At 62.5% G+C, this 24,848-nt stretch carries 22 protein-coding genes and 1 tRNA gene; 17 read left to right on the forward strand and 6 right to left on the reverse strand.

Annotated features, from left to right (window positions below; all coding sequences use genetic code 11):
* Window positions 1-369 precede the first annotated feature (369 nt).
* Both FHS54_RS08730 and folE read right to left on the reverse strand, forming a co-directional pair.
* Window positions 370-1,212, reverse strand: a complete 843-nt coding sequence (locus tag FHS54_RS08730; protein WP_167303388.1) for an SDR family oxidoreductase — start codon at window positions 1,210-1,212, stop codon at window positions 370-372.
* Window positions 1,209-1,817, reverse strand: a complete 609-nt coding sequence (gene folE / locus FHS54_RS08735; protein ID WP_167303389.1) for a GTP cyclohydrolase I FolE — start codon at window positions 1,815-1,817, stop codon at window positions 1,209-1,211. The genes FHS54_RS08730 and folE overlap by 4 nt, the downstream gene beginning before the upstream one ends.
* Before the next feature lie 173 nt (window positions 1,818-1,990).
* On the opposite strand from folE, the gene FHS54_RS08740 reads away from it, so the two are divergent.
* The 7 genes from FHS54_RS08740 to FHS54_RS08770 all read left to right on the forward strand — a co-directional run bounded on the left by FHS54_RS08740 (window position 1,991) and on the right by FHS54_RS08770 (window position 9,529).
* On the forward strand, window positions 1,991-2,572 hold the full coding sequence (locus tag FHS54_RS08740; protein ID WP_167303390.1) for a nucleotidyltransferase family protein: 582 nt from the start codon (window positions 1,991-1,993) through the stop codon (window positions 2,570-2,572).
* Between the two features lie 90 nt (window positions 2,573-2,662).
* On the forward strand, window positions 2,663-3,871 hold the full coding sequence (locus tag FHS54_RS08745; RefSeq protein WP_167303391.1) for an acetyl-CoA C-acetyltransferase: 1,209 nt from the start codon (window positions 2,663-2,665) through the stop codon (window positions 3,869-3,871).
* Window positions 3,872-3,923: 52 nt separating this feature from the next.
* The gene (locus FHS54_RS08750; RefSeq protein WP_167303392.1) at window positions 3,924-6,101 is read left to right on the forward strand and encodes a 3-hydroxyacyl-CoA dehydrogenase NAD-binding domain-containing protein; all 2,178 of its coding nucleotides are present in this window, start codon (window positions 3,924-3,926) and stop codon (window positions 6,099-6,101) included.
* Window positions 6,102-6,210: 109 nt separating this feature from the next.
* Window positions 6,211-7,215: a UDP-glucose 4-epimerase GalE gene (gene galE, locus FHS54_RS08755; protein ID WP_167303393.1), complete on the forward strand. Its 1,005-nt coding sequence runs from the start codon at window positions 6,211-6,213 to the stop codon at window positions 7,213-7,215.
* Window positions 7,212-7,685, forward strand: coding sequence for a YbaK/EbsC family protein (locus FHS54_RS08760; RefSeq protein ID WP_167303394.1), 474 nt, complete (start codon window positions 7,212-7,214; stop codon window positions 7,683-7,685). Before galE ends, FHS54_RS08760 begins: the two co-directional genes overlap by 4 nt.
* 3 nt (window positions 7,686-7,688) lie before the next feature.
* Window positions 7,689-8,378, forward strand: coding sequence for a 6-phosphogluconolactonase (pgl, locus tag FHS54_RS08765; protein ID WP_167303395.1), 690 nt, complete (start codon window positions 7,689-7,691; stop codon window positions 8,376-8,378).
* 5 nt (window positions 8,379-8,383) lie between these two features.
* Window positions 8,384-9,529, forward strand: a complete 1,146-nt coding sequence (locus tag FHS54_RS08770; RefSeq protein WP_167303396.1) for a pyridoxal phosphate-dependent aminotransferase — start codon at window positions 8,384-8,386, stop codon at window positions 9,527-9,529.
* Between the two features lie 40 nt (window positions 9,530-9,569).
* Here the strand turns inward: FHS54_RS08770 and FHS54_RS08775 are convergent.
* A tRNA-Leu gene (locus FHS54_RS08775) sits at window positions 9,570-9,654 on the reverse strand.
* Between the two features lie 190 nt (window positions 9,655-9,844).
* Between FHS54_RS08775 and zwf the strand changes: the two genes are divergently transcribed.
* From zwf to FHS54_RS08800, 5 genes are read left to right on the forward strand one after another with little or no spacing between them, the layout of a single operon-like run.
* Window positions 9,845-11,308 (forward strand): glucose-6-phosphate dehydrogenase, encoded by a 1,464-nt coding sequence (gene zwf / locus FHS54_RS08780; RefSeq protein WP_167303397.1) that lies wholly within the window; start codon window positions 9,845-9,847, stop codon window positions 11,306-11,308.
* Window positions 11,301-13,127 (forward strand): phosphogluconate dehydratase, encoded by a 1,827-nt coding sequence (gene edd / locus FHS54_RS08785; protein WP_167303398.1) that lies wholly within the window; start codon window positions 11,301-11,303, stop codon window positions 13,125-13,127. Before zwf ends, edd begins: the two co-directional genes overlap by 8 nt.
* Window positions 13,128-13,176: 49 nt before the next feature.
* The gene (gene glk, locus FHS54_RS08790) at window positions 13,177-14,142 is read left to right on the forward strand and encodes a glucokinase (protein WP_167303399.1); all 966 of its coding nucleotides are present in this window, start codon (window positions 13,177-13,179) and stop codon (window positions 14,140-14,142) included.
* On the forward strand, window positions 14,142-14,759 hold the full coding sequence (gene eda, locus FHS54_RS08795; protein ID WP_167303400.1) for a bifunctional 4-hydroxy-2-oxoglutarate aldolase/2-dehydro-3-deoxy-phosphogluconate aldolase: 618 nt from the start codon (window positions 14,142-14,144) through the stop codon (window positions 14,757-14,759). Before glk ends, eda begins: the two co-directional genes overlap by 1 nt.
* 42 nt (window positions 14,760-14,801) lie before the next feature.
* Window positions 14,802-15,314, forward strand: coding sequence for a hypothetical protein (locus tag FHS54_RS08800; protein ID WP_167303401.1), 513 nt, complete (start codon window positions 14,802-14,804; stop codon window positions 15,312-15,314).
* A gap of 139 nt (window positions 15,315-15,453) precedes the next feature.
* Here FHS54_RS08800 and FHS54_RS08805 read toward each other — a convergent pair whose 3' ends face one another.
* Entirely contained in the window at window positions 15,454-16,035 is a 582-nt protein-coding gene (locus FHS54_RS08805; RefSeq protein ID WP_167303402.1) for a gamma carbonic anhydrase family protein, read from the reverse strand.
* Window positions 16,036-16,039: 4 nt separating this feature from the next.
* On the reverse strand, window positions 16,040-17,035 hold the full coding sequence (gene hemB, locus FHS54_RS08810) for a porphobilinogen synthase (protein ID WP_167303403.1): 996 nt from the start codon (window positions 17,033-17,035) through the stop codon (window positions 16,040-16,042).
* Between the two features lie 125 nt (window positions 17,036-17,160).
* Here hemB and FHS54_RS08815 point away from each other — a divergent pair, with 125 nt between their 5' ends.
* From FHS54_RS08815 to FHS54_RS08825, 3 genes are all read left to right on the forward strand, one after another.
* Window positions 17,161-17,868 (forward strand): head GIN domain-containing protein, encoded by a 708-nt coding sequence (locus FHS54_RS08815; protein WP_243855687.1) that lies wholly within the window; start codon window positions 17,161-17,163, stop codon window positions 17,866-17,868.
* Window positions 17,869-17,941: 73 nt separating this feature from the next.
* Complete coding sequence (locus tag FHS54_RS08820) at window positions 17,942-19,216, forward strand: ammonium transporter (RefSeq protein WP_167303405.1); 1,275 nt, start codon at window positions 17,942-17,944, stop codon at window positions 19,214-19,216.
* Between the two features lie 4 nt (window positions 19,217-19,220).
* Window positions 19,221-20,072 (forward strand): glycosyltransferase, encoded by an 852-nt coding sequence (locus FHS54_RS08825; protein WP_167303406.1) that lies wholly within the window; start codon window positions 19,221-19,223, stop codon window positions 20,070-20,072.
* Here FHS54_RS08825 and FHS54_RS08830 read toward each other — a convergent pair.
* On the reverse strand, window positions 20,069-21,400 hold the full coding sequence (locus tag FHS54_RS08830; protein ID WP_167303407.1) for an MFS transporter: 1,332 nt from the start codon (window positions 21,398-21,400) through the stop codon (window positions 20,069-20,071). The genes FHS54_RS08825 and FHS54_RS08830 overlap by 4 nt on opposite strands.
* Before the next feature lie 165 nt (window positions 21,401-21,565).
* Here FHS54_RS08830 and cyoA point away from each other — a divergent pair, with 165 nt between their 5' ends.
* Both cyoA and cyoB read left to right on the forward strand, forming a co-directional pair.
* Window positions 21,566-22,720 carry a ubiquinol oxidase subunit II gene (cyoA, locus tag FHS54_RS08835; protein ID WP_167303408.1) on the forward strand — a complete coding sequence of 385 codons (1,155 nt, stop codon included), beginning with the start codon at window positions 21,566-21,568 and terminating at the stop codon, window positions 22,718-22,720.
* Window positions 22,721-22,828: 108 nt separating this feature from the next.
* Window positions 22,829-24,847 carry a cytochrome o ubiquinol oxidase subunit I gene (gene cyoB, locus FHS54_RS08840; protein ID WP_167303409.1) on the forward strand — a complete coding sequence of 673 codons (2,019 nt, stop codon included), beginning with the start codon at window positions 22,829-22,831 and terminating at the stop codon, window positions 24,845-24,847.
* Window position 24,848: the final 1 nt, after the last annotated feature.

Below are 24,848 nucleotides of genomic sequence, written 5' to 3' on the forward strand. Positions count from 1 at the left end.
CTTCCACATGCTTGTGGCCTGGCACGTCCGATCCATAGAATCTTATTGCCTCAGCCTGCCCTCTTCATCCGATGCCCGACGTTCACTTTCGCGCGTACCCGGCATCTTCTGGTCAAGGACCATCTGTTTCATGTCAGACCTTTGACAATCCAACATTTTCCAGATGATCGGGACGTTCCTTCGACCGTTGATCTCTCATCGATCTGCAGATCAGGATTTCTCCGTTTCCTCGTTCGTTCCGATAAAGCGATGGTCTCACCAAAACCGAGTCGGTCCAAGCGGAATCTGACGTGCCGAAGACAATGCGCCCGTAAATCTGTGGATAAATGTGGATAATTATTTTGTGCCGCCCGTCCCGCAGATCCGGGTTCAGCGGCACATATGCATGAAATCCCGGTCATAGCTGCGCAAATGCGCGCCCCCATCGACATACAGGGTCTGGCCGGTCACATTCCTCGCCTGCGCAAGGTAGAGCACAGCCTCCATAATCTGCTCCGCCGTGGGCAGGCTATGAAGCGGCATCATCGACTCCAGCCGTTCCACCTGCCCTTCATCATAGTCCGGCGTGGCGATGGTCAGGCCCGGCGCGACGCCATTCACCCGGACCTGCGGTGCCAGCGTAGAAGCCGCAAGCCGGGTCAGCCCTGACAATGCCATCTTCGACAACGTGTAGGACAGTTGATCGCCATGGGGATGATCAATCCGCTGGTCCAGCACATTGATGATGCACCGATCGCCCGCGCCTGCGGGGACAGTCGCAAAGGCTTTCGTCAGCAAAGCGGGCGCAGCGCAATTGACGGCATAATGGCGCATCAAGTCATCGGCGGTGACATCGTCCAACCGATCCTGCCCAAACAGCGCCGCGCTATTCACCAATATGTCCGGCGGGCGACCAAAACGCTCCGCCACCTTGACGACCAGCTCCTCGGCGCTTTCCAGGTCAGCAAAGTCCGCCGTAAACCCGTCCCATTCGGTGCCATTTTCATCCAACGCGAGCGCCAGCGCCGAATCGAGCCGGGTATCATGGCTGCCATGAATCGCCAGCGAGTAACCCGCCCGCGCAAAGCCAGCGGCGATGACACCGCCCAGCCGTCGGTGGCCGCCCGTGACCAGAGCCAGCCGCTTGTTGGCCAGGGGCAATGACCCCGACGTAGCGGGGTGATCGCGGCCGCTGCTCAATGGCCGGTAAGGGGGCGTTTCTTCGCTGGTCACGCGCTGATGAGCTTCAACACTTCCTCGCGGCTTTTTTCATCGTCGCGAAACACGCCCAGCATGCGGCTGGTTTTCATGATCACATTGGGGGTGCGCACGCCGCGCCCCGTCATGCAGCCATGGGTCGCCTCGATGACGACGGCCACGCCCTGGGGTTTCAGATTTTCCCATATGCAGTTCGCGACTTCCGAAGTCAGCCGCTCCTGCACCTGCAGCCGGTTGGCAAAGGCATGCAGAACACGGGCGAGTTTGGAAATGCCGACCACATATTGGCCCGGCAGATAGGCGATGTGCGCACGGCCAATGATCGGCGCCATATGATGTTCGCAATGCGACTGGAACGGAATGTCCTTCAACAGCACGACATCGTCATAGCCGCCCACTTCGTGAAATATCCGGGAAAGATGGTAGGCCGGGTCGTCGGTATAGCCCCGGCAATATTCCCGCCAGGCGCGCGCCACGCGTTCGGGCGTTTCCAACAGCCCTTCGCGGTCAGGTTGATCGCCGGACCATCGGATCAATGTCCGAACGGCCTCCGCTACATGGGCCGGAACTGGTTCCTTGATCGCTTCGCCCACCGTTTCCGCGTCGGGATCATATTCCATCAAAGCTGCCACTCCTGTTCTTCGCGCCTGCATATGGCGACTGCACAGTGCGATGACCACCCTTTTTCCCGCTCTGGACACGCTATCGGCCGGATGGCACATCAACGCCCATCAAGGAAGGCCACGCGTTGCACAAGACAGTTCCTACCTTGCCCTTCTGGGCGGGCGATTAAATGCGCACGGAACAGATAGCCGCCATATTGCTCGCCGCCGGCGCATCGTCCCGTTTTGGCGAAGATGACAAGCTGATGGCCGACCTTCGCGGCAAGCCGGTGATCGCCCATACGCTTGGAACCATCGCCTCGCTGGCGTTCGGCCATTTGATCGCCGTCACTCGTCCGCAGGAGCAAGCTCCCGTCGTTCATCGCAAACTCGAACGGCGCGGCTTCACTATCCTCGTCAATGACCGTCCCGAAGACGGCCTGTCCGCCAGCATCATCCAGGCGGTTCAACATGTCCAAACACTGCGCAACTGCCGTGGCATATTGATCTGCCTTGCGGACATGCCGCTGGTGCCGCAATCGCACTATAATCGACTATGCATCGCTGCACAGGATGCCAAATCCGTCGTCGCCAGCACGGACGGCTTTTCCCCTTCGCCCCCCGCCTTCATCGGCCGCAGCCATTTTCCCGAACTGTTGGGCTTGCGCGGAGACCAGGGCGCCCGTGCGCTACTCAGCCGGGGAGAGCAGATTGAAACGCGGGGCCATTACCTGCGCGACATCGACACACCCGAAGATTTGACCAGCGCCTGACTTCAACTCCAGCGCAATTGCCGCTTGCACTTTACGTAAACGTAAATACATCTGTGCCCCTGCCGACGCCGCTGGAGAGGAATGGAAGCGATGGAAGCCTTTATCTACGATGCCGTCCGCACCCCCCGTGGAAAGGGCAAGCCTGACGGGTCGCTCCATGAAATCACCCCGATTCAGCTCGCGACCCAAGTGCTGCAAGCAGTGCGCGACCGTACGGAAATAGACACTGGCGATGTCGACGACGTAATTCTGGGCTGCGTCAGCCCCGTCGGCGAACAGGGCGCGGACATTGCGCGACTGGCGGTCCTCAACGCCGATTATGCCCAGACCGTCCCCGGCGTACAGGTCAACCGCTTCTGCGCGTCCGGGCTGGAGGCGGTGAACATGGCGGCGGCCAAAGTCTATTCGGGAGAAGCGAATTTCGCCATCGGCGGCGGCGTGGAATCCATGAGCCGGGTGCCGATGGCATCCGACGGCGGCGCATGGGCGATGGACCCCGCCGTCGCCTATAAAAGCTATTTCGCCCCGCAAGGCATCGGCGCAGATGTCATCGCGACCAAGTTCGGGATCAGCAGGGACGATGCCGATGCCTTTGCGGTGGAAAGCCAGCGGCGCGCCAAGGCTGCATGGGATGAAGGACGTTTCGCCCGCTCGATCGTGCCGGTGCGGGATGTCATCGGCCAGGTGGTGCTGGACCATGACGAACATATGCGGCCCGACGCCACCATGCAGTCGCTTGGCGCCCTCAAACCCAGCTTCGCCGCCCTTGGCGAAGACATGCCCGGCTTCGACGCGGTTGCGCTGCTGCGCTATCCAGAGCTTGAGCGGGTCAACCACATCCATCATGCCGGCAACAGTTCCGGCATCGTCGACGGCGCGGCGGCGGTGCTCGTGGGCAACAAGGATATGGGTGAGAAATATGATCTGAAACCACGCGCGCGGATCAGGGCCATGGCGTCCATCGGGTCGGAACCGCTGATCATGCTGACCGGCCCCGAATTTGTGGCGGGCAAGCTGCTCGCCCGCGCTGGCATGAGCAAGAACGACATCGACCTTTGGGAACTCAACGAAGCGTTCGCCAGCGTGGTGCTGCGCTACATGCAGGCGCTGGACCTGGATCATGACCGCATCAACGTGAATGGCGGCGCAATCGCGATGGGACATCCGCTGGGCGCGACCGGCGCGATGGTGCTGGGCACCGCGCTCGACGAGCTTGAACGATCGGGCAAGGGCACCGCGCTCGTCAACCTGTGCGTGGGCGCGGGCATGGGCACCGGCATCATCATCGAACGTATTTGAAATATCACCCCTCCTCCGCTCGATAACGGAAGGAGAGGTTGGGAGAGAGTTCATGCAAACCATCGCATTCGACATCGACGCCGACGGCATCGCCACTCTGACCATCGATGTGCCGGGCCAATCGATGAACGTCATCGGCCCCGATTTCCTGGCCGACCTTGACGCTGCCATAACCCGCATCGCGTCGGAGGAAGCGGTCAAGGGTGCCGTCATCGCCTCTGGCAAGGATAGCGGCTTCATGGCCGGCATGGACCTCAAATATTTCGGATCGATGCTGGCGAGCGAGAGCGGCAAGCGCCCCGCCCCGGCAGAGATTTTCGACAAGGTATTCGTCCTCAACCAGCTCTTCCGACGTCTGGAAACCTGCGGCAAGCCGGTCGCCTGCGCCATCGAAGGAACCTGCGTCGGCGGCGGGTTTGAACTGGCACTGGCCTGTCATCATCGCGTTATGGGGGACAGTCCCAAAACACAGCTCGGGCTGCCCGAAATCCTGATCGGCCTGTTCCCCGGAGGCGGCGGGTCGCAACGCCTGCCACGCATCGTCGGGGTTCAGGCAGCGCTCCTCTACATGCTCCAAGGCAAGCTGCTCCGTCCCGCCGAAGCCGCGATGATGAAGGTGGTGGACGAGGTCGTCCCGCAAGGCACCGCCGTCGCCACGGCCAGGCAATGGGTAAAGACGAACCCATCCGCCAGCACCCAGCCATGGGATCAGAAAGGCTTCAAATTCCCCGGCGGCGCGGGCGGTTTCAACCCCGCCTTCGTGCAGACCATGGCCGGTGCGCTGCCCATGACCCTGAAACAGACCCAGCGGAACATGAACGCACCCATCGCCCTGCTATCAGCAGTATATGAAGGCGCGATCCTGCCCTTCGACCGTGCGATCCGGGTAGAGAGCAAATATTTCGCGAAGGTCGCCGCCGATCCGCAGGCAGCGAACATGATCCGCAGCCTGTTCGTGAACAAACAGGCGGCTGAGCGTGGTGCAAGGCGGCCTAAGGACCAGCCCAAAGCCCCTACAAAGAAGCTCGCCATGCTGGGCGCGGGCATGATGGGCGCGGGCATCGCCACCGTCGCGGCGCAGGCAGGAATGGAGGTCGTCCTGTTCGACCGCGACCTCAGCTATGCGCAAAAGGGCAAGGCGCATGTCGAGGACCAGCTGAAAAAGCGACTGGGCAAGGGCATGACGCCTGAAAAAATGGCGCAAACCCTCGCTCGTGTGACGCCGACGACCGACTATGCGGCGCTTGCCGGGGCGGACTTCGTGATCGAAGCCGTGTTCGAAGATGCCGCCATCAAGGCAGAGGTCACGAAAGAGGTCGAACAGGTGCTGGGCGCGGACGTGATCTTCGGGTCGAACACGTCCACCCTGCCGATCACCAAACTGGCCAGGGCATGGAGCAAACCGGCCAACTTCATCGGCATTCACTTCTTCTCGCCCGTCGAAAAAATGCCTCTGGTCGAAATCATATTGGGTCAGGAAACCGGCCCTGCGGCTATCGCCAAGGCTCTGGACTTTGTGGCGCAGATCAAAAAAACACCCATCGTCGTCAATGACTCGCGCGGCTTCTATACCTCCCGCTGTTTCAGCACCTATGTGCAGGAAGGTGTCGAAATGGTGGCCGAAGGCATCAATCCCGCGCTCATCGAAAATGCCGGACGGCAACTCGGCATGCCGGTCGGCCCACTGGCGGTCGGCGATGAAGTGTCGATCGAACTGGGCCACAAAATCATGGTCGCCGCGCAGAAGGAACTGGGCGACGCCTATGTCGCGCAACCTTCCGATGCGGTCATGGCGCGCATGGTTGATCTGGGTCGGCTGGGGCGTAAAAGCGGCAAGGGCTGGTACGACTATCCCGAGGCTGGAAAGAAGCATCTGTGGCCGGGATTGGCGGACATGTTCCCCCGCGCCCCTGTCCAGCCCGATGTCGATGAAGTGAAGGAGCGGCTGCTTTACCGCCAACTGGTGGAATGCGCCCGCTGCTATGAGGAAGGCGTGCTGGAAACGCCGGAGGATGGCGACATAGGCGCGATCTTCGGCTGGGGCTTTGCGCCTTGGACCGGCGGGCCATTCAGCCATATGGACACGGTCGGCATCGGCCAAGTCATGGCGGTTCTTGAACGATTGAAGGATCGACATGGCGACCGCTTCGCCCCCACCGTCCAGTTGCAGGACATGGCGGCCACCGGCGTGACTTTCTACAATCCCGGTTCATCCCGCGCTGCGGCATGAAGAGGCTGTTATTCATCGCGTTCGTCGGTTAGGCCGTCCTTCCAATATTCCACGGAGGCGGTCTCCTGCCATTATAGGGGCATAGGGACCAAGACAAAGCGAGACATATATGAACGGAAAGCCGACGGTTCTGGTCACAGGTGGCGCCGGTTACATCGGCAGCCACGCGGTTCTGGCGTTGCGCGACGCGGGCTATGGCGTGGTGGTGGTCGATAATCTGGTGACGGGTTTTCGCTGGGCCGTGCCTGAAGATGTGACCTTCGTCGAAGGCGACATCGCCGACCATTCGCTGATGCAGCAGACTCTGCGCGAACATGCGGTGAAGGCCGTGATGCACTTCGCCGGATCGGTCGTTGTGCCGGAATCGGTCGAAAATCCGCTCAAATATTATCATAACAACAGCGCCAAGACTCGCGACCTTATCGACAGCGTCGTGACGGTCGGCGTCCCGCATTTCATCTTTTCCTCCACCGCCGCCACCTACGGCATCCCGGAAGAAAGCCCGGTCAAGGAAACAACGCCGCAACGGCCGATCAATCCTTATGGCATGTCGAAACTGATGACCGAATATATGCTGCGGGACGTCGCGGCGGCGCATCCCATGAATTTCTGCGCGCTTCGCTATTTCAACGTAGCCGGGGCAGATCCCGCAGGGCGATCCGGGCAATCGACCGCAGGCGCGACGCATCTGATCAAGGTCGCTGTCGAAGCAGCGCTGGGCAAGCGTGAGGCCGTTTCCGTATTCGGTACGGACTTCGACACGCCCGACGGCACCGGCGTGCGGGATTATATTCACGTGACCGATCTGGCGGCGGCTCATGTGCTCGCGCTGGACGCCCTGATGGCTGCGCCGGACAAGAATTATCTGCTCAACTGCGGATATGGCCGGGGATTTTCCGTGCTGGAAGTGCTGGACGCGGTCGATCGGGTGACAAACCTGAAAATCGACCGGCGGATGGAAGGGCGGCGCGCAGGCGACCCGGACGCGCTGATTTCCGACAATCGCGCGATCATGGCCGAATTTCCCTGGCAGCCGCGCTATGCCGATCTCGACCAGATCGTGACTCACGCCCTGGCATGGGAACGCAAGCTGAGCGAAATTCGCGGCGAATGAGCGAGGAGTCGGTCCGCGCCTTCTTTTCCGCTCATGCCCCCGATGTGGCGATCATCGACCAGGGTGCCAGCACCGCCACGGTTGCGGAGGCTGCCGATGCACTCGGCGTCACACCCGGTCGCATTGCCAAGACTTTGTCGCTGCGGATCGGCCAGGAAGTCGCTTTGGTCGTCGCAAGGGGGGATGCCCGGCTGAACAACGGCAAGGCAAAGGCCGCGTTGGGCGCAAAGCCGCGCATGCTGGGACGTGAAGAGGTGGAAGCGCTGACCGGCCATCCCGTCGGCGGCGTCTGCCCCTTTGGCCTCGTCACGCCCCTCCCCATATATTGCGATGTATCCCTGCGGGATTTCGATACGGTATTTCCCGCCGCCGGATCGCGAACCGCGTCTGTCGAGTTGATGCCAGAGCGACTGGCGGAGCTGACCAGCGCCCGCTGGATCGACATCTGCACCCTTCCTGAAGAGAATTGACCCATGCCTACCGAACATCTTTTCATCGACGCCGCACTGGCTGCATCGGACATGGCGCGCCGGATAGCGGTGGTCCTTGGCGACGCAATTGAAACGCGCGGCGTGGCGACGATCGCCTTGTCCGGGGGCCGGTCGCCTCGCCCGGTGCTGGAAGCGCTGTCGCAGGCAGAGCTTGATTGGGAAAAGGTCATCGTCACCCTCGTGGACGAACGCTGGGTCGCGCCTGACCACGCCGACAGCAATGAACGGCTGATCCGCGAAACGCTGCTCCAGGGCAAAGCAGCCAAGGCCCGCTTCGTTGGCATGAAGAATGACGCTGCCGACGCCTATGCCGGTCAGGCCGAATGCGAAGCTGCATTCAGCCGCCTGCCCTGGCCGCTCGATATCGTGCTGCTGGGCATGGGCGAAGATGGGCATACCGCATCTTTATTCCCCCAAGGGGACGAACTGGCCGACGGCCTTTCCACCAGCGCCCTGACACTGGCGGCAACACCTCCCGCCGCGCCGCACCAGCGCATGTCGATGACCGCAAAGGCGATCCTGTCCAGCCGACACATCTTCCTGCAAATTGGCGGCCCGGCGAAAAAATCCGTCTATGATCGCGCTTTGGCGGGCGGGCCGGTCGAAGAATTGCCGATCCGACTCGCATTGAACCAGAACGCCGTGTCGGTGGAAGCCTGGATCAGCGAATAGCGCCCATGGTCGCCCAGATTGATCCCTTCCACGCCATCGCCATCAGCCGTGAAGCCCACAGGCTGGAGGCAGAGGGACGATCGATCCTGCACATGGAGTTTGGTCAACCATCAACCGGCGCTCCGGCAGCGGCCATCGCGGAAGCGCATCGGGTGCTGGAAAGCGATCCGATGGGCTATTGGGAAAGCCCCGCGCTCAAAGAACGCATCGCCCTCCATTATCGGGAGCGTCATGGCGTGGCGGTCGATGCGGAACAGATCCTGCTCACCTGCGGCGCATCCCCCGGCCTTGTCCTAGCGCTGACCAGCCTGTTCACGCCGGGCGACCGCGTCGTGATCGCCCGCCCCGGCTACGTCGCTTACCGCAACACGCTCAAAACCCTCTATCTGGAGCCGGTGGAGGTCGCCTGCGGACCAGCGGAACGCTACCAGATCAGCGCAGCGGCGGTGGCCGCCATCGACCCGCCGCCGCAGGGGCTGATCCTGGCCAGCCCGGCGAACCCCACCGGGACCATCATCCCGCCCGAAGAACTGGCGCGCATCGCGGACATTTGCGCGGCGCGGGGGATCAGGATCATCTCGGACGAAATCTATCACGGCCTGTCCTATGGGGCTCCCGCCCACAGCATGCTGGAATATGCGCCGGACGCGGTCGTAGTGAACAGCTTTTCCAAATATTTCTCCATGGCAGGATGGCGGCTCGGCTGGGTCCTGTTTCCCCATGACCTGGTCGAAGCAGCGCGGGCGCGCATGGGCAACCTGTTCCTCATGCCCCCATCCCTCGCCCAGCATGCCGGGCTGAAAGCATTTGATTGCCACGAAGAACTGGACGGCCATGTCACCACCTACCGGCGCAACCGGGAACTGCTGCTGGCGGCCCTGCCCACCCTTGGCCTGCAAGAAATCGCGCCGCCCGATGGGGCCTTCTACATCTACGCCGATGTGGGGCACCTCACCCATGACAGCCTGTCCTTCTGCCAGCGCCTGCTGCGCGACACAGGCGTAGCGACCGCGCCCGGCATCGATTTCGATCCCCAGGACGGACAGCGGCATATCCGGTTCAGCTTCGCCATCGCCACAACCCAGGTAGAAGACGCAATCGCGCGGATGATCCCCTGGTTCAAGGCGCAGAGGCAAAGAGCAGCCGATTAACGCCGCTTTACGGTCAATTATCATCCTCCCATCAGGAAGATGGTGCGGGCGGTCGGAATCGAACCGACACTCCTTTCGGAACCGGATTTTGAGTCCGGCGCGTCTACCAGTTTCACCACGCCCGCGTCATGGCTGCACGCAAATGGCAAAATCGGGCGGCAGCGTCCAGCCTAAAATCCGATCCTGCTCAAGATCATTTCACCTTCGGTCGTTGCGCGGCTGCGACATGGCTTATAGCGTCCTTGCGTCATGAAACTTCGCCGGTATATGGGCGGTTTCGTGCAGACCTGAAACTCCAACGGAAAAGGGCTTCCTTTGACCGATCCGTCTGCCACGTTCCTGCTATTCGGTGCCACGGGTGACCTGGCGCACCGCATGATCTTCCCGTCGCTCTACAATCTTCTGGCGGACGGGCTCCTGCCCGATGACTTTCTGATCATGGCGTCTGGCCGGACAGAGATGGACGATGCCGCATTCCGTCGGGACATCGACAAGGCGCTTCAAAAGTTCATCGCCCCTGACCGCTATGATGCGGACGTGGCGGCACGGCTATGCGCGATCATCCTGTACCAGCCTGTGGAATCGGGCAACGCCGCCCATTTCGCAAAGCTCGCAGATAGGCTGGATGGACGCGCCGACCGGGGACTGACGGTCTACCTGTCCACGCCGCCCTCGCTGTTCGCGCCCACTGCGCAAGGATTGGCCGATGCCGGCCTCATCACCCCCACCACCCGCGTCGCGATGGAAAAACCGATCGGCAAGGACCTGGCCTCTTCCAAAGTGGTCAATAACGGGATCGGCGCGCTGGTGGACGAATGCCAGATTTTCCGCGTCGACCATTATCTGGGCAAGGAAACGGTGCAAAACCTGCTGGCGCTGCGCTTTGGCAACGTCATGTTCGAACCCTTGTGGAACGCCACCGCCATCGATCATGTGCAGATCACCGTCGGGGAAACCGTGGGCCTGGAAGGCCGCGTATCCTATTATGACGGCGTCGGCGCACTGCGCGACATGGTGCAGAACCATGTGCTGCAAATCCTGTCGATCATCGCCATGGAACCCCCTGCCCGCATGGATTCGACCGCCGTCCGGGACGAAAAGGTAAAGGTGCTGCGTTCGCTGCGCCCGATGAACGGCGACACGGCCAAATCGCACAGCGTGCGCGGCCAATATGCGCCGGGCGCTGTGGGGGGAGAGATTGTCGCGGGCTATATCGACGAACTGGGTACCCCATCGGATACGGAAACCTTCGTCGCGCTTAAGGCTTATATCGACAATTGGCGCTGGCAGGGCGTGCCCTTCTACCTGCGCACCGGTAAGCGGATGCCGGCGCGCCAATCCGAAATCCAGATCCAGTTCAAGCCCGTTCGCCATTCGATCTTCGGCCGCGATGGGCAAGGGTCGGGCCTTGAGCCGAACACGCTCATAATTCGCCTGCAACCCGAAGAGTTCATCCGACTGCTCATCATGAGCAAGCGGCCCGGACTGGAACGTGACGTGCATCTGGAGGAAGTGACGCTGGACGTGTCGCTGACCGCCGCCTTCGCCGGACAGCGCCGCCGCATTGCCTATGAACGGTTGATCCTGGACCTGCTTGCCGGAGACCAGACGCTGTTCGTCCGCCGCGATGAAGTGGAGGCGCAGTGGACATGGATCGATTCGATCATCGACGGCTGGAAGGAAGCAGGAATTAAACCTTCGCCCTATGCGGCGGGGAACTGGGGGCCGTCTTCGGCCATTGCCCTTATCGAACGAGACGGAGCCAGCTGGCATGACTGATCTTCATCCAGTGATCGCCAAGGTCACCGACCGCATTGTCGAACGCAGCGCGCGGCAACGCCTGAAATATCTGGACCTGATAGAACGCGGGCGCGACGCGGGCACCAACCGCACGCAATTGTCCTGCGGCAACCTGGCCCATGGCTTTGCCGCCAGTGGGGAAGATAAACCGGCGATCCGCGCGGGATCGGCCATGAACATTGGCATCGTCACCGCCTATAACGACATGCTGTCCGCGCATCAGCCCTATGGCCGCTATCCCGAAGCGATCAAAATCGCCGCCCGTGAAATCGGCGCGACGGCACAGGTCGCAGGCGGCGTGCCAGCCATGTGCGACGGCGTGACTCAGGGTCAGGCAGGCATGGACCTGTCGCTCTTTTCCCGCGACACGATTGCGCTGGCGACGGCGGTGTCGCTGTCCCACGCCATGTTCGAAGGCGCGTTGCTGCTGGGTATCTGCGACAAGATCGTTCCCGGCCTGCTGATCGGTGCCTTGCGCTTTGGCCATCTGCCGACAATCCTGGTCCCGGCTGGCCCGATGCCCTCAGGCCTCGCGAACAAGGAAAAGGTGCGGATTCGCCAGCTCTATGCGGAGGGTAAGGTCGGCAAGGAAGAATTGCTGGAATCCGAAAGCGCCAGCTATCATGGCGCAGGCACCTGCACCTTCTTCGGCACGGCCAACAGCAATCAGATGATGATGGAAGTGATGGGGCTGCACATGCCCTGCGCGTCCTTCGTCAATCCCGGCACAAAGCTGCGTAGCGAACTGACGCGGGCGGCGGTCCACCGGCTGGCGGCGATTGGGTGGGACGGCGACGACTATCGCCCGCTGGGCCACTGCATCGATGAAAAGGCCATCGTCAACGCCATTGTCGGGCTGATGGCGACGGGCGGATCGACCAACCACGCCATCCACGTACCGGCCATCGCTCGCGCTGCCGGGATCATGATCGACTGGACCGACTTCGCCGAAATTTCCAACGCAGTGCCGTTGCTGGCGCGGGTCTATCCAAACGGCGCGGGCGACGTGAATAATTTCCACGCAGCCGGTGGCATGTCGGTCGTCATTCGCGAACTGCTGGATAACGGATTGCTGCATCGCGACATCCTGACCGTCGCGCGTGACGGCCTGACCGATTATGGCAAGGAACCGGTGATCGAGGATGAAGCGCTGCAATGGCGCGACGTCCCGGCTTCGCGCGACCTGTCGATCGTCCGTCCGGTATCCGATCCATTCAGCCCCGACGGCGGCATGCGCCTGCTGGCCGGCAATCTGGGCCGCTGCGTGATGAAAGTCAGCGCGGTTGAACAGGACCGCTGGACCATCGAAGCGCCAGCCGCGATCTTCCACGACCAGGACGATGTTCTACGCGCATTCAAGGCGGGGGAACTGGAACGGGACGTCGTGGTGGTCATGCGCTTCCAGGGGCCGCGCGCCAACGGCATGCCCGAATTGCACAAGCTGACCCCGGCTCTAGGCGTCCTGCAGGACCGGGGGTTCCGCGTCGCGCTGGTGACGGACGGGCGCATGTCCGGCGCGTCGGGCAAAGTCCCCGCTGCCATCCACCTGTCGCCCGAAGCTCTGGGCGGTGGCCCCATTGCCCGGCTGAAGGACGGCGACATGGTGCGGGTCTGCGCCCAAAGTGGCGTGATCCAGGCGCTGGTGGACGCCGATGAATGGAACGCACGGGAAATACCCACGCCGCCACCCCCGCCCTACGACACGGGCCGGGAATTGTTCGCGCTCTTCCGGCATCACAGCGATCTTGCCGAACAGGGCGCGTCGGCGATGCTGGCGGCGATGGAAGCCGAACTTTAACCCCACCTGTCATGCCAGCGAATGCTGGCGAACTAAATGGAGAGGTCTCGTGACCGACATTATCGCCGCCGACATTGGCGGCACAAACGCTCGCTTCGCCCGCGCCCGGCTGGATGATCGCAACGTGCCGACGCTGGGCAAGGTGCGCAAATATAAGGTGGCGGACTTTTCCAGTCTGCAAGCCTGTTGGGCAGCCTTCGCGAAGGAGGAAGGCGACGACCTGCCAAAATCCGCGTCCATTGCTTTCGCCACGGCAATCGGGCGCGACGTCATCAAACTCACCAACAGCAGCTGGATGATCCGACCCGACACGCTGGATGAGGAACTGGGCCTGAATCAGCTCAGGCTGGTCAATGATTTCGAAGCCGTCGCCCACGCCGTCGCGCGTCTGCCGCAGGATAATCTGCCCCTATTGTTCGGCCAGGATCGCCCCTTCCCGCGTGACGGTGGCGTCACGGTGGTCGGCCCAGGCACTGGCCTTGGCGTTGCCATGATCGCCTTTGACGATGGCATCCCCCATATCGTCGCGACAGAAGGCGGGCATCTGGACTTCCCGCCGGTCGATCCGCTTGACGACAAGATTCTGGAATATCTGCGCGACAAGTTCCTGCGGGTATCGACCGAACGGATGGTATCGGGTCCGGGCCTCAACAATATCTATAAGGCGATGGCGACCATCGGTCATGACCGGGTCGTCTTGATGGAGGATGCCGAACTGTGGCAGGCCGCCATCGACGGCACGGATGAATTTGCGCGAGCAGCGTTCGAACGCTTCTGCCTTTGCTACGGGTCGGTCGTAGGCGACCTGGCGCTGGCGCACGGGCCCCACACGGTCGTCCTGGCGGGCGGCCTGACCCAGCGGATGCGGGAGCTACTGCCGCAAAGCGGCTTCCACCGGCGCTTTACCGCGAAGGGCCGCTTCGAAAGCCTGATGGCGTCGGTGCCGATCCGCCTCGCCTTGCATGACGAAATTGGACTTTATGGCGCAGCCGCCGCCTTTCGGGAGACGAAGTGATGAATTTGACCGTTGCGCAAGTGATGGAACTGGCACCCGTCATCCCCGTGCTGGTCGTGGACCGGGTCGAAGACGCGCTGCCAATCGCACGGGCGCTGGTAAAGGGCGGCCTGCCCGCGCTCGAAGTGACGCTGCGCACCCCCGCCGCGCTGGATGTGATCCGCGAAATGGCGCAGGTGGAAGGCGCCGTGGTTGGTGCGGGCACCGTGTTGAACCCCGCGCAATTGGACGCCGCGATGGAAGCGGGCGCGCGTTTCATCGTCAGCCCTGGGCTTACGGAACCGCTGGGCAAGGCCGCGATTGCGGCTGGCATCCCCTTCCTGCCCGGCACCGCGACGGCGGGTGACATCATGCGCGGCATGGATATGGGCCTGTCCCATTTCAAATTTTTCCCGGCGGAAACATCGGGCGGACTGCCTGCGCTCAAGGCGCTGGCCGCGCCTCTCCATGAAGCCCGCTTCTGTCCGACAGGCGGCATCACCGCCGACAGCGCACCCAAATGGCTGGCAGAACCCTTCATCAAATGCGTCGGCGGCAGCTGGGTCGTGCCCAAGGGGCCGGTCGATCCCGACCAGATCGAAGCGCTGGCGCGGGCGGCGGCATCATTGGCGCGTTGATGCCATTGCACGCGGCACTTAGCTTCCCTAGATGATTGTCCTATGATGCTGCGTCGGCTGCTGCCCTCCATTGCCCTTTTCCTGTCCGGCTGCGCGGGAACCCTGACGGGCTATCCCTCGCTCGCCAAACGCTCGATTGAAAATGCGCCAATGGGCGAAGCTGCCGCCGCGCCCATCCCGGCGCAAGCCGATCCAGCCTTGCAGACACAGGTCAATCGGCTCGCTGGTCAGGCGCAGGCGGGCGCTGCCGCCTTTGACCAGGCCTATCCGACGGCGGAAAGAATGGTGCGGGCGGCGGCAGGGTCTGCTGTTTCCACTGAGGCGTGGGTGGCGGCACAAACGTCGCTCAGTACGCTGGAGTCAGCGCGCAATGACAGCGTATCGGCGCTGGCCAGCCTGGACGTCCTCTATGTCGAACGCGCCAACGCCATCGCCGATGGCAAAGCGAGCGGCGGCACAGAACAGATCGACACCGCGCGCAGAACCGCCCTGGCGATGGTGGATTCGCAAAATGACCGCATCGACGCGTTGAAGAGCACGCTGGCGCAGCCCTAATTGCCTGAATCAACGGGCATCAAATCGAAACCACTCCCCCCGTTCACCCTGAGCCTGTCGAAGGGTTCTACTTCTTCAGCCAGCCCGAACGGCGTGATCCCAGTTAACCACTCTCCGCTCTGGTGAAAAAACCGACCCCTCACCCGTCCGCCTTGACCGCGCCCTTATGCGCCTTCCCATTATGGACATAATGGTCAACGCTTTCCCGCATCGCAATCAGCGTTTCGTCGGTCAGGTCGCGCGCATATTTGGCGGGACGTCCGGTCCATAGCTGACGATGTGGAACAGTCTTTCCGGGCGACAGCAACGCCCCGGCCGCCAGCATCGCATCGCTTTCGACCGTGCACCCGCTCATGACGATGCTGCCCAGCCCGACGAAAGCGCGATCCTTCAAAATGCAACCATGCACCATCGCCAAATGGCCGATCAGCACATCTTCGCCGATGATGGTCGGCCATCCATCGGGTGGGCTACCGGGCGTCGCGCTGTCGCAATGAACGACTGTGCCATCCTGAATATTGGTCCGCGCACCGATGCGGATGATGTTCACGTCGGCGCGGATCACGCAATTATACCATATGCTGACATCAGCCCCGATCTCCACATCGCCGATGATGCGGCATCCCGGCGCGATGAAGGCGCTGGGGTCGATGACCGGCGTCTTGCCGTTGAACGGCAGGATGGTAGCGCCCGGATGATCGGCGGACAAATGATCGGTCATGGCCTCAGGCTCCCAGCAGGCGCGCGGCGTGGAGCGCGTGATAGGTCAGGACGCCCGAACAACCGGCGCGCTTGAACGCCATCAAGGTTTCAAGCACCAACGCGTCACGGTCCCCTGCCCCAGCGGCGACAGCAGCTTCGATCATCGCATATTCGCCCGACACTTGGTAGGCAAAGACAGGCACGGAAAACGCGTCCTTCACCCGCGCGATGATGTCCAGATAGGGCAGCCCCGGCTTCACCATGACGCTGTCCGCGCCTTCGGCCAGGTCCAGGGCGACCTCGCGCAGAGCCTCCTCGCTGTTGGCCGGGTCCATCTGATAGCTTTTCTTGTCGCCCTTCAGCAGCCCGCCCGATCCCACCGCGTCACGGAACGGGCCATAAAAGGCGCTCGCATATTTGGCGGCATAGGCCATGATCTGCACATTGGCATGGCCTTCCTCCTCCAACGCCTCGCGGATCGCGCCGACGCGGCCGTCCATCATGTCGCTGGGCGCGATGATGTCAGCGCCAGCAGCCGCCTGGTTCAGCGACTGGCCGATCAGGACATCGATCGTCGCATCGTTGACGACATAGCCCGCCTCATCCAACAGCCCATCCTGCCCATGCGCCGTATAGGGGTCCAGCGCCACGTCGGTCAGGATACCGATGTCCGGCACCGCATCCTTGATCGCGCGAATGGCCCGGCACATGAGGTTGTCGGGGTTCAGCGCCTCCGCCCCATCATCGCTGCGCCGATCCGGCTGAGTATTGGGAAAGAGCGCAAGGCAGGGAATCCCCGCGTCCCGTGCTTCCCTGGCCCGCGCGACGATCCCATCCACCGACCAGCGCGATACGCCGGGAAGCGACAGGATCGGCTCTTGCACCCCATCCCCTTCCGTCACGAACAGCGGCCAGATCAGGTCGCTGGGATGCAGGCGATTTTCGGCATACATGGCGCGGCTCCACGCCGCAGCGCGGGTGCGCCGCAGACGAAGCGCAGGATAAGGGGCATAGCTCATCCGCGGGGGTTTAGGCCGCCATGGGGGACCGATCAAGGTTGCGATGGCCGCGAACGCTCTTTGCGACACCCCACCGGGACGCTATCACTCTGGGCCAAGGCGCTTATCTGGCGGAGCGAATGGCGATGATGAAGGCAAGGCGACTGGCGAGCTGGCTCGCATTCGGCACGGCGCTGCTCGCCCCACCGGCGTCTGCGGCGACGCGCGGCTACACCATCACCAGCTTCAGCGCGATCCGGGTCGACGCCCCGCTGGAGGTCATCGTCACCACCGGAGCAGGCGCATCGGCCAGGATAGAGGGCGACCAGAGCCTGATCGACCGCCTGCGCATCGACGTGTCGGGCCGCTTGCTGACGGTATCGCTGGAACGCAGCCCGTCGGGCGACAAGGGCGGCGGACGTGCGACCCTGCGCCTGTCGACCGGCGACCTCAGCCGCATCGTGCTGACCGGCGGCGGGTCGGTCTCGGTAAGCCGGATCAAGGGGCAGCGCGGCGACATCATCCTGGGCGGCAATGGCGACATCACCGTGGCGGCCATCGATGTCGATCAACTCAATCTGGGCCTCGCCGGGGCAGGTCGAGCAACGCTGGCGGGACGCGCGGGCACGGCGGTCGTGCGGGTAAACGGCCCCGGCGCCGTCGCGGCGGAAGACCTGCATGTGCGCCAGGCGACGGTCGGCAATGACGGCCCCGGCAACATCGCCCTCACCGCCGACGTCACGGCAAAGGTCACCGCATCGGGATCGGGCGACATCACCGTTGTCGGCAAAGCCGCCTGCCAGGTCAGCAATCGCGGCACCGGGCGGATATCGTGCGGCGGAAAGGCCTATTAGCGCGCACCCTTGTGCTTATCAAAGTCTTTACCCGGCGGCGGCTAATCATGCAGGTCAACTGATCGCCGGATATATGATGTTCGCTCGCCTGCTCCTCCTCTTCCTGTTTTCCGCCGCTCCCCAACCTGCCGGGGCGCAAGTCGTTGCGACGGCGGACAGCGGCGATACGGGATGGATGATGCTCTGCGCCATCCTCGTCCTGCTGGTCGCCCTGCCGGGGCTGATGCTGCGCCACATGGGGATGGTCAATGTCCGCAACGGTCTGGCGGTCGCGGCCCAAACCGCCGCCGTCGCCGCAGGCGTATCGCTGGCATGGGGGATAGCGGGCTACAGCCTGGCCTATGCCCCCGGAAACGATTGGCTGGGCGGCGGAGCCAACCTCCTGCTGGCACAGCTCGGCACCCTGCGCGAAGGGCTGACGGTGCCCGAATCCGCATTCGTCCTGTTTCAGATGAGCCTCGCAATCTTCGCCGCCTGCCTCTTGCCCGGCGCACTGGCGGAACGGGCGCGCCTTGGCTGGATAACGGCCCTCGCGCCCCTGTGGCTGATCCTCGTCTATGCGCCGGTCGTGCACTGGGTCTGGGGCGGCGGCTGGCTCGCCAGCCTTGGCGTCATGGACTTTGCAGGCGCGCTGGTCATTCATGTGAGCGCTGGCTTCTCCGCACTCGCACTCGCCCTGATCATCGGACGGCGGCGCTCCTCGCCCGGCGGCGGCCATGCGCCGCTGCTCGGCATGGCGGGCGGCGCGCTGACCTGGGTGGGATGGGCGGGCGTGGTCGGCGGCTGGGCACTGGGCGCTACCGACGATGCAGCCACCGCCATTCTCAATTCCCATTTCGGTGCCTGCGCAGCCGCCCTTACATGGATGGCGATCGATCGTATCGCGGGAGGCCGATCGACCGCGACCGGAGTGATGTCCGGCGCACTGGCCGGGCTGGTAGCCGTATCGGCATCCGCAGCGCTGATCGGCATGGGCGGCGCGATCCTCACCGGGATCGCGGCAGTCATCCTATGTCGCGCTGGCAAGGCTATGATCGCAAACCGCGTAGACGACGCGGCCGACATTTTCGTGGTCCACGGGCTGGGCGGCCTGACCGGCATGCTGCTCATGCCCGTGATGGTGCTGCCCGCGCTGGGCGGCGTAGGATTTGAACCATCCATCACCCTTGGCGGAGCGCTGACATCGCAGGCCATCGGTATCGTCGTCGTCGCTTTGTGGGCGATGATCGGATCGGCTATGGCCGCCCTGATCCTCTCCGTCATCCTGCCCATGCGCGGCAGCGTGCAGGATGAATCCGACGGACTGGACAGCGTCCAGCACGGCCAGCAGGGTTGGGACTTCCGCTGACATCATGCGCATCGCCGTCGGCATTTTCGCGCATCAGGAAGAACGGCGGATCGACGCCTGCCTCGCTTCGCTCCCCCTGGACCGCACCGACATCATCTATCATGTGCTGGTGAACGGATCGACCGACGCTACCGCCGCACGGGCGCGGGCAGCGACGGCAGGACGCACCAACGTCATCGTGCATGAACTCGCAACGGGCGGAAAGGCGCGGACATGGAATCGCTTCGTGCACGACCTGCTCGATGGCGACGAAGACGCCGTCCTCTGCATGGATGGAGACGCGCGGATCGCCAAAGGGTCGGTCGATGCCCTGTTGTCCGCGCTGACCGCCAATCCGCAAGCCAACGCCGCAGCGGCCCTGCCCATGAACGGACGGCTGGCTGACCGTTATCGCGGCCTCCTCTGCGAAGAAGGCGGACTGTTCGGCGACCTTTATGCGCTGTCGGGAAACTTCGTTCAGCGCATTCGCGCGCGCGGCCTTCGCCTGCCCAACGATTTGATCGGCGACGACGGGCTGATCGCGGCCTGGGCGCATACCGATTTGCAATCCGATTCCGCGTGGCAGCGTGACCGTGTCGTCGCCTGCCCGGAAGCAGGCTTTTTCTGCGACCCGGTCCGGCTGGCCAGTCCATCAAGCTGGTGGATGCAGCATCGACGGATGGTCAACTACTCAGTGCGTTTCTTCCAGAACCGGATTGTGTCCGACATCATGGGACGCGAAGGGCCGGACGGCCTGCCCGCGCGGCTGTCCGACCTCTACCCGCTGTGGCTGGGACGGTTCAGGCCGCGCATCGACACCAACTGGTGGTTCGACCGCCTCGCCCTGAAACGGATGCGGTCGCAAGGCAGCGACTAACGATCCTTGCCCGCCAGTTCCTTGTTGATGAACAGGGCCAGGCCGGTGACAATCGCGCCCGACAACAGATAGGCACCCGACGCCGCCAGCCCGAAATTGCTCGACAGCAGCAGCGCGACCAGCGGCGCGAAGCCCGCACCCACCAGCCAGGCCAGATCGGACGTCAGCGCCGAAGCGGTGTAGCGTGTCGCGCTGGAAAAGTTGGAAGCGACGATGCCCGACGACTGGCCAAAGCTAAGGCCCAGCAGGATGAACCCCAGGATCATGAAGGCGATTTCGGCCAATTCGCCACCGCTCAGCAGCAGCGGCGCGGCGATGCTGAAAATGCCGATGCCCAATGCCGACCAGGCCAGCAGCGCACGGCGACCGACCATGTCCGCGACAAATCCCGACACGATGATGGCCAGAACGCCGACGCATGCGCCGATGGCCTCGATCACCAGGAATCGCTCCAGCGGCTGGTCGGTATACAGCGCGATCCAGCTGAGCGGGAACACCGTCACCATGTGGAACAGTGCAAAGCTGGCCAACGGAGCGAAAGCACCGATGACGATGTTGCGCCCTTCCTTCTGGACGGTTTCGATCACGGGTGACGGTTGCAGTTCCCGCGCTTCGAACAGTCGCTCGAACTCATGGGTGACGACGATGCGCAACCGGGCGAACAGCGCGACGACATTGATCGCGAACGCGACGAAGAACGGGTAGCGCCAACCCCAGCTCAGGAAATCGGCCTGCGACAGGTTCGACAGGAAAAAGGCGAAAAGGCCGCTCGCCACCACCAGCGCGATGGGCGCGCCCAATTGCGGCATCATCGCATACCAGCCACGCTTGTTCGACGGGGCATTGAGCGACAGGAGCGAGGCCAGGCCATCCCAGGTGCCCCCCAGCGCGATCCCCTGCCCCGCCCGGAATGCCGCAAGCAGCACCGCCGACCAGATGCCGATCGTCTCATAGCCGGGAAGGAAGGCGATGAACGCGGTCGATCCACCCAGCAGGAACAGCGCGATGGTCAGCTTGACGCCGCGACCATAGGCCCGGTCAACCGCCATGAAGATGAAAGAGCCGATCGGACGCGTCACGAACGCCAGGGCAAAGATGGCAAAGGACCAGAGCGTGCCCGAAAGCGGGCTCAGATAGGGAAAGACATGCGCAGGAAAGACGATGCACGACGCAATGGCATAGACGAAGAAGTCGAAAAATTCCGACGTCCGCCCGATGATCACCCCGATGGCGATTTCACCCGGTGCCACACGCTTGTCACGCGCGGTGACATTTCGCGCGTCGCGCTCCATCGATGTGGAGGATGGCGTGGTCGTCGCTGAAGTCATGGGTTGTCACTGGCCTTCATGGTGCAGGACGATCTATGCCCCACATTGTTGCAGCATAGCGAATCATCCCGATGATCAAAATGGTCATGCCTGATTTTGCACCCGCGAGGGGATAGGACAAAAGGTCCAATGTCGAACCCTGTGCCACCCCCTTATGCGACCAACATGACCGCTCGCCGACTCGCCTTGTCACCCGCCGTTGCCCGTTATTTCGTCCCGCTGCTGCTGTTGCCGCTCGGGGCATGCAACTGGGTCGTCATGTCTCCTGCCGGCGATGTTGCACTGCAACAGCGCGATCTCATTCTCGTGTCCACGCTGCTGATGCTGCTCATCATCCTCCCGGTGATGGCGATGACCGTGTGGTTCGCCTGGCGTTACCGGGAAAAGGCAAAGGCGAAGGATTACGACCCCGATTGGGATCATTCGACCAGCCTTGAACTGCTGATCTGGGCCGCGCCGCTGCTGATCATCATCGCGCTGGGCGCGATCACCTGGACCAGCACGCATCTTCTGGACCCCTATCGCCCGATCGAACGGCTGGATCATGAGCGCAAGGTTGATCCGACAGCGAAACGACTTCAGGTCGAAGTGGTCGCACTCGACTGGAAATGGCTGTTCATCTACCCGGAACTGGGCATCGCCACCGTGAATGAACTGGCTGCTCCCATAGACCAGCCGATAGAATTCAAGATCACGTCGTCGACGCTGATGAACAGCTTCTTCATTCCTGCAATTGCCGGGCAGATCTACGCGATGCCGGGGATGCAGACGGTCCTGCACGCCGTCGCGAACAAGCCGGGCAATTATGAAGGCTTTTCCGCCAACTATTCAGGCGCGGGCTTTTCCAACATGCGCTTCCGCTTTCACGCCATGGACCAGCGCGGCTTCGACCAGTGGGTGGCAAAGGTGAAAGCGACCGGCACGCCGCTTGATCGCGCCACCTATGTAAAGCTGGAACAGCCGAGCGAAAAAGTGCCGCCAAAATATTTCGCCAGCGTCGAACCCCGGCTGTTCCATGCCGCCCTCAACATGTGCGCTCAACCCGGCAAACGCTGCATGGATGACGTCATGATGACCGACATGCATGGTGGCGGCGGCAAGGAATCGGCCCATGACACGCAAGGGCTGCGCCATGACGGCACGATCGACGTCGGCGGCTTCCACCCAGTGGAGCCAGGCAAGAAGGGCGAAATCGCCCAGCCTTCCGGCATGACCCCTGCGGCGGACCGAACCCCGGCGGCGCAAGGCAATGAGGCACCCGGACAGAAGGATGCCGATGGCCATATGGGCAATCACATGGGCGGCCATCATGGGCATTAACGAACCGGCGCACAGTGCTCCTGCGAAGGCAGGAGCCCAGTTCGGCCGCCTGACCTGGACTCCTGCCGTCGCACGACATCCATATTCCTCTTCAAGGCCTTGAACCTTATGTCTCCCCATCCCGCATCCGAAAATAGCGGCATCTGGAAACTGATCTTCGGTCGGCTCGACTGGAGCGCAATCCCGTTCCACGAACCGATCCTGATCGGCACCTTCCTCGCGGTCATCGTCGGCGGGATAGCCATTCTGGGCCTCATCACCAAATATCGCCTGTGGGGCATGTTGTGGCGCGACTGGTTCACCACCGTCGACCACAAGCGCATCGGCATCATGTACATGATCCTGGGCCTCATCATGTTCGTGCGCGGCTTTGCCGACGCCATCATGATGCGGTTGCAGCAGGCGATGGCGTTCAACGGGTCGGAAGGCTATCTGAACGCGCATCACTATGATCAGATCTTCACGGCGCACGGCGTCATCATGATCTTCTTCGTGGCGATGCCCATGATCACCGGCATCATGAACTACATGGTTCCGCTGCAGATCGGCGCGCGGGACGTCAGCTTCCCTTTCCTCAATAATTTCAGCTTCTGGATGACCACCGCAGGGGCCGTCATCACCATGATGTCGCTGTTCGTGGGCGAATTCGCGCGCACCGGCTGGCTCGCCTATCCACCGCTGTCGGGCATCGCCTATTCGCCTGGCGTCGGGGTCGACTATTATATCTGGGGCCTGCAGGTGGCAGGCGTCGGAACATTGTTGTCAGGCGTCAACCTTATCGCGACCATCGTCAAGATGCGCGCGCCCGGCATGACGATGATGAAGCTGCCCATCTTCGTGTGGACGTCTCTCCTTTCCAACGTCCTGATCGTGGCCGCCTTCCCGGTCCTGACCGCCGTCCTCGCCCTGCTCAGCCTGGACCGCTATGTCGGCACGGCGTTCTTCACGAACGACATGGGCGGCAACCCGATGATGTATGTGAACCTCATCTGGATCTGGGGCCACCCCGAAGTCTACATCCTCATCCTCCCCCTGTTCGGCGTCTTCAGCGAAGTGACCTCGACCTTTTCGAGCAAACGTCTATTCGGCTATTCATCCATGGTTTACGCCACGGTCGTCATCGCAATCCTCAGCTACCTCGTCTGGCTGCACCACTTCTTCACCATGGGATCGGGCGCCAGCGTCAACAGCTTCTTCGGCATCACGACGATGGTCATCTCCATCCCGACCGGGGCGAAACTCTTCAACTGGCTCTTCACCATGTACCGCGGCCGCATCCGTTTCGAGCTGCCGATGATGTGGACGGTGGCGTTCATGCTGACCTTCGTGCTCGGTGGCATGACCGGCGTGCTGCTCGCGGTGCCGCCAGCCGACTTCGTGCTGCACAATTCACTGTTCCTGATCGCGCATTTCCACAACGTGATCATCGGCGGCGTGCTGTTCGGCCTGTTCGCTGCGATCAACTATTGGTGGCCCAAAGCGTTCGGCTTCAAGCTCGACAAGACATGGGGCGTGCGCAGCTTCTGGCTGTGGGTCGTTGGCTTCTGGGTCGCTTTCATGCCGCTCTACATATTGGGCCTGATGGGCGTCACGCGTCGCATGCGGGTATTTGACGACCCGTCCCTGCAAATCTGGTTCCAGATCGCGGCGCTGGGCGCGTTCATGATCGCCGGCGGCATTGCGTGCATGTTCATCCAGTTCGCGGTCAGCATCATCAACCGCGACAAGCTGCGCGACACGACCGGAGACCCGTGGGATGGTCGCACGCTTGAATGGTCGACCAGTTCACCGCCGCCCGACTATAATTTCGCCTTCACGCCCGTGATTCATGATGGCGACGCGTGGGCGGACATGAAAAAGCGCGGCTATCAGCGTCCCACCAGTGGCTATCGTCCGATCCATATGCCCAGCAATACCGGCACCGGGGTAATTCTTGGCGGACTGTCCGTCGCATTCGCCGTGGGCATGATCTGGTATATATGGTGGCTCGCAGGCCTCAGCTTCGTGGGTATCCTGGCCGTCACGATTGGCCACACTTTCAACTATAAGCGCGACTTTCATATCCCGCAGGATGTGGTCGAGCGCACCGAGAGCGAGCGCACACGCCAGCTCGCGATGCAGGGCTGAA

The sequence above is a fragment of the Sphingobium vermicomposti genome (genome assembly GCF_011762025.1).
In the GTDB taxonomy this organism is placed as follows: Bacteria; Pseudomonadota; Alphaproteobacteria; order Sphingomonadales; family Sphingomonadaceae; genus Sphingobium; species Sphingobium vermicomposti.